At 59.9% G+C, this 12,927-nt stretch carries 9 protein-coding genes; 3 read left to right on the top strand and 6 right to left on the bottom strand.

Features of this window, described 5'->3' with window-relative positions; translation table 11 throughout:
* The first annotated feature begins 35 nt into the window (after window positions 1-35).
* Window positions 36-281, top strand: coding sequence for a hypothetical protein (locus NW840_RS09740; RefSeq protein ID WP_414343918.1), 246 nt, complete (start codon window positions 36-38; stop codon window positions 279-281).
* Here the strand turns inward: NW840_RS09740 and NW840_RS09735 are convergent.
* The 5 genes from NW840_RS09735 to murQ all read right to left on the bottom strand — a co-directional run bounded on the left by NW840_RS09735 (window position 278) and on the right by murQ (window position 6,300).
* A complete protein-coding gene (locus tag NW840_RS09735) occupies window positions 278-1,678 on the bottom strand; it encodes a ferredoxin:protochlorophyllide reductase (ATP-dependent) subunit N (protein ID WP_414343917.1) in 1,401 nt (466 codons plus the stop codon). The two genes, NW840_RS09740 and NW840_RS09735, sit on opposite strands and share 4 nt — an antisense overlap.
* A gap of 40 nt (window positions 1,679-1,718) precedes the next feature.
* Window positions 1,719-2,696, bottom strand: coding sequence for a protochlorophyllide reductase (locus NW840_RS09730; protein ID WP_414343916.1), 978 nt, complete (start codon window positions 2,694-2,696; stop codon window positions 1,719-1,721).
* Window positions 2,697-2,854: 158 nt separating this feature from the next.
* Window positions 2,855-3,691, bottom strand: a complete 837-nt coding sequence (gene bchL, locus NW840_RS09725; protein ID WP_041437180.1) for a ferredoxin:protochlorophyllide reductase (ATP-dependent) iron-sulfur ATP-binding protein — start codon at window positions 3,689-3,691, stop codon at window positions 2,855-2,857.
* A 371-nt stretch (window positions 3,692-4,062) separates the two neighbouring features.
* On the bottom strand, window positions 4,063-5,349 hold the full coding sequence (locus tag NW840_RS09720; protein WP_414343914.1) for a recombinase family protein: 1,287 nt from the start codon (window positions 5,347-5,349) through the stop codon (window positions 4,063-4,065).
* A gap of 21 nt (window positions 5,350-5,370) precedes the next feature.
* A complete protein-coding gene (gene murQ, locus NW840_RS09715) occupies window positions 5,371-6,300 on the bottom strand; it encodes an N-acetylmuramic acid 6-phosphate etherase (protein WP_414343912.1) in 930 nt (309 codons plus the stop codon).
* Between the two features lie 368 nt (window positions 6,301-6,668).
* Here murQ and NW840_RS09710 point away from each other — a divergent pair, with 368 nt between their 5' ends.
* Together NW840_RS09710 and NW840_RS09705 are read left to right on the top strand one after the other, a co-directional pair.
* On the top strand, window positions 6,669-8,069 hold the full coding sequence (locus NW840_RS09710) for a histidine phosphatase family protein (protein ID WP_414343911.1): 1,401 nt from the start codon (window positions 6,669-6,671) through the stop codon (window positions 8,067-8,069).
* A gap of 2 nt (window positions 8,070-8,071) precedes the next feature.
* Complete coding sequence (locus NW840_RS09705; protein ID WP_414343910.1) at window positions 8,072-9,448, top strand: dihydroorotase; 1,377 nt, start codon at window positions 8,072-8,074, stop codon at window positions 9,446-9,448.
* A gap of 82 nt (window positions 9,449-9,530) precedes the next feature.
* Here the strand turns inward: NW840_RS09705 and ileS are convergent, their stop codons facing one another.
* Window positions 9,531-12,314: an isoleucine--tRNA ligase gene (ileS, locus tag NW840_RS09700; RefSeq protein ID WP_414343919.1), complete on the bottom strand. Its 2,784-nt coding sequence runs from the start codon at window positions 12,312-12,314 to the stop codon at window positions 9,531-9,533.
* Window positions 12,315-12,927 lie beyond the last annotated feature (613 nt).

Here is a 12,927-nt window from a genome sequence, read left to right as displayed (position 1 = left end):
CAAACAGAATGCTATCGCTGCATAGTTGAACAGTGATGTTCAGCAGTGTTCAGCGTAAATGTATCAGCATCACCACCCAAGCTACAGAGAAGGGGTTTATCTTTCGCTGCCGGCTGCTCCAGCAAGATGGCTCTTTCGAGCCGGAGATTGGCGCCAAAGCCTACGGCTACTTTCAAAACGAGGCCGAGGCTATTCTGGCGGGCATGGTCTGGATCGACCGGCAGCAACTGCCGGATCACCTAGACGGTCTACTGTTTGACAATGAGGAGCCAGAAGGTTAGATAGGGGCTTCTTCTCGCACCAGCCGCTCCCAACCCAAGCCTTTGAGGGCAGCATTGCGCCGCAGCGGTCGGGTCACCAGCTCCAGCAGAGCCTGGGTGTTGCCGAAGCCGTGGATCTGGGCGAAGGTAAACTCCACCGACCACTTGGTGGTTATCCCCCGTGCCTCTAGGGGGTTGGCGTGGGCCATACCTGTGATCACCAGATCCGGCTGCAGGGCCTTGATGCGCTGGATTTGGTTGTAGTTATCCGGCTTCTCTACGATGGTGGGCTTGGGTACCCCCATCTCTTCGCAGGTGCGCTCCAAGAGGGCCAGCTCAGCCGCTTGGTAGCGTTTGTCCATGTAAGGGATCCCAATTTCCTGCACCGTCATGCCACAGCGCACCAAGAAACGGGCCAGCGAGATCTCCAGCAGGTTATCGCCCATGAAGAAAACGCTCTTGCCCCGCACCAGCTCCAGATAATCCCGAACTTGGGGATGGCTCCACACTTCCGCTTCCCGCTCTGCCAAGCCTGGCGTCGGGATCCCCAATTCGCGGGCAATGGCTTCTATCCAGGCGCGGGTGCCATCCGGCCCGATGGGAAAAGGAGCGGTGATGAGCTTAGCCTTTTTACGGCGTACCAGCGTGGTGGCCGTGCGGCTGAGGAAAGGATTCACCCCCACCACATAGGTGCCCGGCTCGATGGCCGGCAGCTCCCCATAGCGTTTGGCCGGCAACCAGCCGGAGACGCGGATCCCGTGTTTCTTCAGCTCCAGGGTGAGTTGGGTCACCACCGGATCGGGCACCGAGCCGAAGATCACCAAGGGAGGATGCTTGTGGAAGCCTTCCTCCTCTTTCTTTGTTCCAGAGCGGAGCCCGTAAAAAAGCGCCTGGAGACCCCCGCGGGTTTCCTGCTCCTCTGCCCGCACCTGCTCTGGGCAGCGCTGAGCCATCGAGGCCAAAACCGTATCTTCCCCTTGGGTAAAAGCGTAGTCGAGGCCATTGGCCCGGGCCACCACAATCGGGATCCCAATCTCCCCCTCCAGCTTCTGGGCTAGGCCCTCCAGATCCATTTTGATGATCTCGGTGGTGCAGGTGCCGATCCAAACAATCACGCTGGGATTGCGATCCCGCTGAATTTGCAGGCACAGCCGCTTCAGCTCCTCATAGTCGTTGAGCTTGGCGCTAATATCCCCCTCTTCCAGCTCCGCCATGGCATAGCGGGGCTCGGCAAAGATCATCACCCCCATGGCGTTTTGCAGAAAGTAGCCACAGGTTTTGGTGCCGATGACCAAAAAGAAGCTGTCTTCAATTTTTTGATAAAGCCAAGCTACACAACTAATCGGGCAAAAGGTATGGTAGTTGCCGGTTTCGCACTGGAAGTTAAGGGCGTTGGCACTATCCAAAGCAGCATTCATGCTCGTCTCCTAAAAACATAAAAGAAGGGAACGTTGCCAACTAGAGGGCTACCAACTGGGGCACACCCACCAATTTTTCGCTGAGATCCCAAAGCAATTTGGCCTTGGCATCGTCTGCCGCCTCGTCAGAGACTTCTTGGTTAAAGGGCTTGGCATTCTTGCGTTGCCGGTTACCCCAGCTCCAGTAGAATCCCGACCGACGAAACTCGGGATCGGCCACCACTTGGGCCACCCGCTCTCCGGCCAATTCCTGAGAAACAAATCCGCCCGTGATGTTTTTTTGAAACCAGGGGAAAAGTTTTTGAAACAGGGGATAGTGATGGCGGAACAGAGCCGTGGTGGCTACACACCCCGGATAGAGGGAGAGGAAGGTGATGCCAGTGCTTTCGTGGAAGCGGCGGTGCAGCTCGCGCATGGTGAGGATATTGCAGACTTTGCTGTCTTTGTAGGCTTTCACCGGTTCAAATTTGCCGCCGTCCGCCATGCTGATGGGATCCTTAAAGCCCTGGGCAAATCCCCGCAGATCCCCCAGGTGGGGTTGGGGTGGGATCTTACCCCCCAGCTCCTTGGGATTGTGGGTAACCGTGCCCAAGATCACCAGCCGCCGATCTGGATAGGTGGAGCGTTTCAGATCCTCCAACATCAAATGGCAGAGCAAGAAATGCCCCAGATGGTTGGTGGCCATGGTCAGCTCATATCCTTCCGGGCTGCGCAAGGGCTGCTTGAGCAGGGGCATGTAGATGGCGGCATTACAGACCAAGGCGTCCAAGGAACGGCCCCAGTTGCGGAATTGCTCGACAAACCGCCGCACGCTGGCCAAGCTGGCCAGATCGATCTGCATCAGGGTATAGCTGCCCTGGGGGATCCCCACTTGCTGGGCCGCCCGGTAGGCTTTGTCCAGATCCCGACAGGCCATCACCACGTGCCAGCCGCGCTTGGCCAAGGCCAAAGCTGAGTATAGGCCAACACCCGAGGAAGCTCCGGTAATCACGACGGTGGGTTGCTCTTGTCCTTGCATATCCAACTCCTGTGCCATTTCCTTCCCAAAGCGAGATCCCTACAGGATCCATCTTGGGGGGGAAAGCGGATCGGACAACAAATTGATAAGGTTTGCGACAGTCTTCCGAAACAGTGGCTTCATTTTTGGACACACTGCCCCCGCTGGCAGGGGATCCCTTACACCAAGGCCAGTTGGCGGGCTGGAGTGTTGTAAAAGTCGGAGAGCAAAGCAAACAGCTCCCGATCCTCGGCAGGTTGGGGCACGATCCCTTCCGGACGGGCCAGCAGCTCATCGGCGATGTTCAGGTAGTACTGGCAGACGGGCTCCAGGCTGGGATCGGTTTCCGCCATCTCGAAGAGGGTTTTGCCCTTGACCCGCGAGACGCGAATATCTTCAATGAGGGGAAGCACCTCGATAACCGGCATGGGAACTGCCGAGACGTATTTGTCAATCAGATCCCGCTTACTGGTGCGATTGCCGATCAGCCCGGCCAACCGCAGCTTGCGGGTTTTGGCCTTTTCTCGCACCGAGGCAGCAATCCGATTGGCGGCAAACAGGGCATCAAAGCCGTTGTCGGTTACGATCAGGCAGTAGTCGGCGTAGTTGAGGGGAGCCGCAAAACCGCCGCACACCACATCCCCCAGCACATCGAAGAGGATGACGTCGTACTCATCGAAGGCATTCAGCTCCTTCAGGAGTTTGACGGTTTCCCCCACCACATAGCCGCCACAGCCGGCCCCTGCCGGGGGCCCACCCGCTTCCACGCAGTCCACGCCGCCGTAGCCGCGGTAGATCACATCTTCTGGGTAGATGTCTTCGTGGTGATAGCCCTTGGCTTCCAGGGTGTCGATGATGGTGGGGATGAGAAAGCCGGTCAGGGTGAAGGTGCTGTCGTGCTTGGGATCACAGCCAATCTGCAAGACCTTTTTGCCCCGCCTGGCCAAGGCCACCGAGATGTTGCAACTGGTGGTGGATTTGCCGATCCCACCTTTTCCGTAAACCGCCAATTTCACAGCGCGTTCCTCCATGGGGCAGACAAGGGACATTATCGGCAGCCAACCCGCCCCCTGAGAACTGTTGCGAAGGATAAAGGTGGATCCCTCAAAAAGCTAGAGGTTCCCAGATCTTGCAAATGGTCCTAAGAAAGTTCCCAGGGCTTCTCAAGTCGATTTTTGATGTTTTTCCCGATTTTAGTTTTAGATATACTTTCATCAGTGATCAAAAGAAAACAATTCCAGATGACAATTCACCCAAATCGGGAAGGATTCAGCTATGCCATGGCGCTGATCCCGTCCTCTTGGCTTGGCGCTGAGGCAGGTCTGGGCTGAGAAAGAATCAAGAATGGTCTCAATTCTGGGGGGAAGGTGGGGGGAACCCTTCGCTCTCAGGGATCGAAGGCAAACGTAACTCGCACCGCTCCTGCAGAATCCACCTCGATCCTGCGCAGGAATTCCCGCAGGTAGGCACGCCGTTCGGTCTCGCTGAGGTCTTGCCAGAAGGGCGGGATGGAGAGGGTTTGGATGGTCTGGGTGAGGTTGGCGGGGGGGAGTTGCTCCAGCTTTTGGGCCAAGCGGGCCGTCTCTGCTCGCAACTGGTAGCGACGCTGGGCCAGGGAGGCCTCGTCCATTAGTCCAGATTGCTGCAGCTCTTCCAATTGCCGCAGCCGCTCGGCGTTGGCCTGGATTTGGGCTTGCAGCTCTTGGCGGACTTGGGTGAGGGCTTGTCGATCCAGTTGCTGGGCGCGTTGGGGCAGTTGTTCGCACACCTGCCGGATCACCTCCTGCAGGACTTCGGTGTAGGGGAGGCTGTAGCGACAGGTTTGGCAGCGCAGATAGAGGTAGGGGGATCCGTTCTTTTTCCCCTTGCGAGGGGTGGTTTGCACAATGCGCAGAAGGCTGCCACAAGCGCAGCAATGAACCAGGCCGGCCAAAGCGCGGGGAGCACTGGCGCTGCGACGCGGGATCCCTTGGTTGCGTTTGAGCCAGCGATCGATCTGGGCGGCTTCCGTGCGGCTGAGAAGGGCCGGGTGAGTGTCCCGCAGGGTGGTGCCGTCGGCATAGGCCAGATCCCCGCGGTACACCGGGTTGAGCAGCCAGTTGCGTCCGGTGGCCACAGAAATCCGCTTGTGGTGTTTTTCCTCCAAGAAGCGCACCGCCTGCCGCAGGGATCCGTAGAGGAGAAAGTGCTGGAAAAAATCCTGAACGATGCTGGCCTGCCGGCGATCCAGCACGTAGCGTTCCCCTTCGCGGCGGTAGCCAAAGGGGGCAGGGCCAGGGGGGGGTTTGCCCGCCAGGCGGTTTTGGGCTTGGCTGCAGCAGAGGCGGCGGCTTTGCAACTGATGGGGGATCTCGGCCAGCAGGGGGATCCAATCGGCAGCCTTGGTGGGGGTTTGCAGGCCGGATTCGGTGACCAAGCTGAGGCGGATCCCGGAGTGTTGGATTTGCAGCAGCCGCTCGTGGATTTCATCCGCCCGATCCCCCAGATCTGACAGGCGCAAGAGCAGCACTTCCTGCACCCAGCCGGCTGTGATGCGCCGGAACAGCTCCTCCAAATGAGTTCGGGATCCCCAATCGTGCAGGATGGGATCGGCCCCTCGCCCCTGGAGCCAGGCCAACTCCTGTTCCGGCAAAGGGGCATGGGAAGGCGTGTAGAGGTAGCCGCAAACGCTCATGGACAAGCCATTCAACTATTGTCACCGCCGCTGCGCCAGAACGGAATCAAGCACCTGGCGAATGTTGCCCTGGGCCTGTTGCAAGTGCTGACGAGCTTCCTGAGCAGAGCACCCCATCAAGGCCACAAGGATCGCGGTTTTCACCTCTCCATCACAAGCCTGCAGCAATTGGGCAGCTGTAGTGGGATCCAGATCGCAGGCTAGGGCCACCATTCGCTCCGCCCGTTGCTTGAGCTTGGCATTGCTGGCCTGGAGATCCACCATTAGGTTGCCATAGGTCTTGCCCAAGCGGATCATCACTCCAGTGGAGATCGTGTTCAACACCAGCTTTTGGGCTGTGCCGGCTTTCATGCGGGTGGATCCGAGGATCACCTCCGGCCCCACCAAAGGGGCAATGGCAATGTCCACCTGCTCGGTTAGCGGGGAAGGGTGATTGCAGGCCAGGCCAATCGTGAGCGCCCCAATACTTCTGGCGGCTTGGATCCCACCCAGCACATAGGGGGTACGACCGCTGGCGGCAATTCCCACCACACTATCTTGAGCTTGGAGGTGGAGACTCTCCAGAGCGCGGGCAGCCGCTTCCGCGTCATCCTCTGCGCCTTCTACCGCCTGGGTCAGGGCCCTTTCTCCCCCGGCGATCAAAGCCACCACCTGGGTGGGGGAAGTGCCAAAAGTGGGCGGGCACTCAGCCGCATCCAGCACCCCCAGCCGACCTGAGGTTCCTGCCCCGATATAGATCAGCCGCCCGCCGCGACTCATCCGCTCGGCAATGGCATCGATGGCTTGGGCAATCGGCTCTGCTTGAGCAGCCACCGCTTCCGGCACCTGCCGATCCTCGGCGTTGATCCGTTTCACCAGTTCCCAGGTGCTGAGACGGTCGATCTCGGCTGTAGCCGGGTTGGGGCTTTCGGTCAGGGATCCGGGATCCCAAGCCAATTGTGGAGAAACCATGGCAGCGCTTGTCCAGGCAAGAGGGATCCGCCTTCAGGGATCCTACACTTTGTCTTCTCGGATTCTATCGGTGGCAGGGGGCTCTCCTGAGGGAGCAGTGGAGGGAAAAACTGCGCCAACAGCACCACAACAAGGGCAAGGAGCACCAAGCCGGCCCCCTTCGCCAACGTCCATTCAACCAAAACCTCTGCCAGCGGAAACGCAGCGCGGCCATTCTCCAAAGATGCCCCCATCACAAGCGGCGACCAGCCCAAATACGCCTCAGTCGGCAGCCCAACCAGTGAATTGACGAAGGCGAGCGCCGCCCAGTGGCGGTACTCTAGAAGGTGTTCTAAGGACTCCGTCCCGCTACTGCGATGAGTAAGTCCATGCAAGCGATGGCAAGGACTCCGTCCCGCTACCGCGACCAGCCTGCCCTGCGCATCTTGATCGTGCGCCATGGTGAGAGCACCTTTAACCTGGAAAATCGCATTCAAGGCCGCTCCGATCTCTCCCGGCTCACCCCCACTGGAGAAGTGCAGGCGCAGCGTGTAGCCGAGGCCCTGGCCGGGATCCCGTTGGATTGCGCCTATTGCAGCCCCCTGTCTCGCGCCCTCGATACCGCTCGCGTCATTTTGAAAGACCGAGAAGGGATCCCTCTGCACGTTACCGATCAACTGCGGGAGATCGACCTGACGGCCTGGGAAGGGCTGACCTTTGCCGAGGTGCAGGAGAAATACCCCGAAGATTACCACCTGTGGCGGCACCATCCCGACACCCTGGAGCTAGAGGGCCGCTTTCCGGTGCGGGATCTCTGGCAGCAGGCGCAGGGGTTTTGGGAAATGCTGGCTTTCCATCTGCAATCGGCTGCAGGCCTCTGGAACCATGGAGCGGATCCCTCCCCAAGGCAGACCCTCAATATCCTCATCGTGGGCCACAGCGGCATCAATCGCGCCCTGGTCAGCACCGCCATCGGCCTGGGGCCACACCACTATCACCGCCTTGGGCAGGATAACTGCGCCATCAGCGTTCTCAATTTTCCCGAGGGCCTGCAGGGGCCGCCACAACTGGAATCTCTGAACATCACCGCTCACCTCGGCCCAGCCCTGCCCAAGCGCAAGCAGGGGATGCGCATCTTGCTGGTGCGGCATGGGGAAACTCAATGGAACCGAGAGCGCCGTTTTCAGGGGCAGCGGGATATCCCCCTCAATGCCACCGGGGAGGAACAGGCAGCCAAGGTGGCAGAATTTTTGGCCACTCAACCCCTGCAACTGGCCTTCTCCAGCCCCCTGAAGCGCCCTTGGGCCACAGCCGATGCCATCTGCAGCAACCACAGCAACCTCATTTTGCGCCCAATGCCCGACTTGCAAGAGATCTGCCACGGCGACTGGGAGGGCAAGCTGCAAAGCGAAGTCGAAGCCGAATACCCCGGCGAGCTGGAGCGCTGGCAACGGGATCCCGCCAGTGTGCAGATGCCCAATGGGGAAAACCTTCACCAGGTGTGGGAGCGCACTCGCTCCGCTTGGCAGGAGCTTTTGGCCATCACCGCAGCCCAGTTTCCTCAGGGCACGGCGGTTGTTGTTGCCCACGATGCCATCAACAAGGCGATCATCTGTCAGTTGTTTGACCTTTCCCCCCAAGCCTTTTGGATCTTCAAGCAGGGGAATGGCGCCATTACGGTGATCGACTATCCAGAAGGCAAGGAGGGTGCCCCGGTTTTGAAGGTGTTGAACCTCACCACCCATCTGTCGGGCCAGATCTTGGACTGCACCACCGCTGGAGCTTTGTAAAGATGGGCTCATCCCCTCTCCGCGAGCTAACAGGACGACTAACAGGACAAAATGTGCATCTCCAGGGAGTGCGCCTGTTGGATCCCTTGCGCCAGCGGGATGAAGTAACCGATGTGTGGTTGCAGGAGGGTCGTCTGCGGGCCACCGAGCCGGCAGGGATCCCTGCCGACATCCCCACCATCGATGGCTCAGGCTGGGTGGTGGGGCCGGGTTTGCTGGATCTGTATGCCCACAGCGGCGAGATGGTTGGCAGCGGTCGCGTAAGCGGTGCGGAGCACTTTCTGGCCCACAGTCGGGAAACCCTGACCTCTTTGGCTGCAGCGGCTTTGGCGGGAGGCTTTACCCAGGTGGGGCTTCTGCCCACCCCCCTTCCTGGAACCGGCCTATTTCCGGTGCTGGATCACCCGGAACACCTGAACCGCTACCCCCGCCAATTGGGGGATCCCCGCTGGCTGCCCTGGGCTGCCCTGAGCGTGGGTGGCCAAGGAGAAACTCCAACCCCCTGGGGAGAACTGGCGCAAGCGGGAGCAGTTGGTTTTGCAGAAGTTCAGCCGCTGCGCTCCCTGGCTCTGCTGCGGCGGGCTCTGGAGTATTTGCGGCTGGGGAAGAAACCCCTGCTGCTCTGGGCCTGGGATCCCACCTTGGCCGGGCAAGGCAGCCTCTACGAAGGGATCTGGGCGCTGCGCCTAGGGCTGAAAGGGATCCCTGCCAGTGCCGAAACTGCCGCTCTGGCCCGTCTCTTGGAGGTGATCAGGAGCGTTCCTTCCCCTCCGCCTGTGCATATTATGCGCCTGAGCCAAGCCCGCAGCCTGGAGCTGATCCAACAGGCCCAAGCCGAAGGACTGCCGGTTACCGCCAGCGCCACTTGGATGCACCTGATCTTGTCCGAAGAGGCCGTCTTTGAGCACCGCTACGATCCCCACCTTCGCCTTCTGCCCCCTCTTCCCAGCGCCGGCGACCGAGAGGCTCTGATCGCCGGGATCCGTTCCGGCAACTTGGGGATCGCGACGGATCACCACCCCTACACCTACGAAGAGAAAACCCTGCCCTTTGCCGATGCTCCGCCGGGGGCGATGGGCCTGGAGCTGGCCCTGCCGCTGCTGTGGCACCATTTGGTAGAAACGGGATCCCTGACGGCGCTGCAACTGTGGTCTGCCCTCAGCCTGTACCCGGCCCGCTGCCTAAACCTAGATCCGCCCACCCTTACCCCCCACAGCGACTGGGTGCTGTTTGATCCCACCCACCCCTGGACGGTTTCTGTTGCCACCCTCCACTCCCGATCGCCAGCGACTCCCTGGCTGGAGAAAACCCTGTGCGGCAAGGTGTTGCACACCCATGTTGAGGAGATCCCCTCCGGCAGCTCCACCCCTCGATCCTGAAGAAGGCCGACAAGACCTGTCCGGAGAAAGAGCCAATTCAAAGAGGGGGATCCCTTCCCGCCAGCGGGACGGGGTCCCGAATTCAAAACTCCCCGGCCAGAGCGGCTACGCAACGCTCACACAGCTCTGGATGCTCGGCAAATTCCCCCACACGGGTGGAATAGTTCCAGCAGCGCACGCACTTTTGGCCGTCAGCCGGAAAAACAGAGACCTCCAAGCCTTGACCTGAGGTTTTCTCCAGTTCCACCTGTGAGGTGATGAACAAGTAGCGCAACTCGGCAGCCCGCTCCTGCAAAAGAGCGTATAGGCTGGGATCCGCTACCTTCAGGATTACCTTGGCCTCGGTGGAAGCGCCGATGGGCTTAAAGGACTCCGTCCCGCTAACGCGACCGGTACGGGCTTGCTCCAGAGCCTTGTTCACCTCTTGGCGCACCTCTCGCAGCTGCTCCCAAATGGCCGCCAACTGGGGATCCCGCCAGTGCTCCGGCAGCTTCATCCACCCCCCCTCAAACACCGAACGGGTGGGCTTGGGATAGGGCAGATGGCTCCAAATCTCTTCGGCCAGGTGGGAGAGAACGGGGGCGATGGCCTTGGCCAAGTTCTCCAGCAACAGGGAGAGCACCGTTTGACATTGGCGCCGCCGTAGACTTTGGGCATGGCTAATGTAGAGGCGATCCTTGGCAATATCCAGGTAAAAGTTGGAGAGATCCACCACACAGAAGTTCTGAATCGCCTGGAAAAAGCGGTAGAACTGATAGCTGGCAAAAGATTCGCCGATCTCGGATCCCACCTCGTGCAGGCGGTGCAAAATGTAGCGGTCTAGCTCCGTCAAGGCTGCAAAAGGAACGGCATCCTGAGTTGGATTGAAGTCGTAGAGGTTGCTCAGCAAAAAGCGAGCTGTGTTGCGGATTTTGCGATATACATCCGCCATTTGCCCAAGAATGGTCTTACCCAGCGGCACATCCCCGGAGTAGTCCACACTGGAGACCCACAGGCGCAGCACATCCGCCCCGTAGGCGGGATCCGTCTGGGGATCTTTGCCGCCGTTGATTAACACCAGCGGATCGATGACATTGCCCAGGGACTTGCTCATTTTCTGGCCTTTCTCGTCCAGCACAAACCCATGGGTGAGCACCGCCTTGTAGGGGGCATGGCCGTTGACGGCCACGGAGGTGAGCAAACTGGATTGGAACCAGCCTCGGTGTTGGTCGGAGCCTTCCAAATACAGATCCACCGGGTAGCCCAGCCCTTGGGCCTTGGCCACCGCTGCCCAGGAGGAGCCGGAGTCAAACCACACGTCCATGGTGTCTGTGCCCTTGCGGTAGGTGCGGCCATTGTGGCGGTACTTCTCCGGCAGCAACTCCTCCACCGGGCGCTTCCACCAGGCGTCGGATCCCTCTTGGGCGAAGATGGCCTTGATGTGGTCGAGGGTCTCGGCGGTGAGCAAGGGCTCGCCGGTTTCTTCGTCGTAAAAGACGGGGATGGGCACACCCCAAGCCCGCTGGCGGGAAATACACCAATCCGAGCGCTCCGACACCATAGCAGTGATGCGGTTCTCCCCGATGGCCGGGATCCATTTCACGGTTTTAATGGCCTGCAGGGCCAGCTCCCGGAAGCCAGCTACAGACGCAAACCACTGCTCGGTGGCCCGGAAAATCGTTGGCTCTTTCGTGCGCCAGTCGTAGGGATATTTGTGGTTGTAGGGCTCTTCCTTGAGCAAAGCCCCCGCAGCCTGCAGAGCCTGGATGACAGCAGCATTGCCGCTGGTCTCCGGCTTCTTGGAGAGCACATCCAACCCGACGAACTGGGATCCGGCCTCGGCGGTAAATCTCCCCTGATCGTCCACAGGGCTGAGAATGGGCAGACCATACTTTTGGCCGGTTTTGAAGTCATCTTCCCCATGCCCCGGAGCTGTGTGCACAATGCCGGTGCCGGACTCGGTGGTGACATAGTCCCCCAGCACGCAGAGGCTGGCGCGGTCAAAGAGGGGGTGCCGTCCTTGACTGTATTCCAGGGCGGATCCCGGCAGGGTAGCCTTGATCTCCAGAGGCGTCTCCAGAACCTTCTCCAGCCGCTCCCGCAGATCGGCGGCGATCAACAGCAGGCCGAAGCGGGGAGACTCCACCACTGCATAGGTGAGCTTGGGGTTAAAGCAGAGAGCCAGGTTGGCCGGGATCGTCCAAGGGGTGGTGGTCCAGATGGCTGCCCGCAGGCCCGGCATGAAAGGCTCCAAAACCGGCTGCGCCGCCGGGCTGAGGCTCTGCAGGGGAAAGGCCACGTAGATGCTGGGGGAGATGTGGTTGTCAGGGTACTCCAGCTCCGCTTCCGCCAGAGCCGTCTGGGAGCTGGGGCTCCAGTGGACGGGTTTGAGGCCGCGGTAGATGTAGCCCTTGAGGACCATTTGTCCAAACACCTCAATCTGTGCGGCTTCGTACTCCGGCGACAGCGTCAGGTAGGGCCGATCCCAGGATCCCCATACCCCCAGGCGCTGAAAACTGGCCCGCTGCACATCAACGTAGTGCAGGGCGTACTCCTTGGCTTTTTGTCGCAGCTGCAGAGGGGTGAGGTTTTCCCGCTCCTGCGGGGTGAGGCTTTGCAACACTTTCAGTTCGATGGGCAGGCCGTGGCAATCCCAGCCGGGCACGTAGCGCACCTTGCGCCCCTGCAGGATGTGGTACTTGTTCACAATGTCCTTGAGGATCTTGTTGAGGGTGGTGCCCATGTGGATATCGCCATTGGCGTAGGGCGGTCCATCGTGCAGGACAAAGGGATCCCCAGGATTGTGGTCGGCAAGGCGCTGGTAGATTTGCTCTTCCTGCCAAAAGGCTTGAATGGCGGGTTCTCTCTTGGCGGCCTCTGCCCGCATGGGAAACTGAGTTTGGGGCAGGTTGAGGGTACTTTTGTAGTCCACGGCAACTCGAGCAACCTAAAGGGCGTCTCTCTATCCTACGCTGTCGCCTCATCCTCAGCAGTCCATCCCTCACCCCTCTTGTGGGACAGGGGATCCGAAGCCCACGGTCACCCAGAGCGCCTGGAGCTCTCAAACGGCTCCAACAAACCACCGCATGAACTCCCTGATCGAGAAAACAAGAAAAGATTTGTGCTAGTCTCAGGGTGTCGTTTAGTAAGGGAGGTTCCTGCGGATGCCAGATAGTAGTAGTTGTAAGGGTCGTCAAGTTGGGTTCAGCCGGCTGTGCGCCGGGGCTGTTCTCTAACGGTCTGAACTTAGATCCTTCAGTCTGCTGAAGAGTCTTCACGTTCTGGCTCGCTTGGAGTTCCTCCCGGCAGTCAGGTTCCAGTTGAAGGCCCGCTAGACCGCTCTTTCCCTGACCGCCTGTTGTTGCCTTGGGGGTGGGAGAGAGCGGATAGTTTTGCAGATAGCTGTAGCGGGGCTTGGAATGGACGGGCGTGTAAACTACCCGGCTCCGACCGCTAAGCGGTACGGAGCGGGCTTTCAGTAGCCCTGAGCCTGCTCTGCT

Origin of the sequence: Synechococcus sp. R5-13, assembly GCF_047462015.1 — a bacterium.
GTDB lineage: Bacteria > Cyanobacteriota > Cyanobacteriia > Thermostichales > Thermostichaceae > Thermostichus.
The sequence above is the reverse complement of the archived record's forward strand: the minus strand, read 5'-3'. Positions and strand labels throughout refer to the sequence as shown.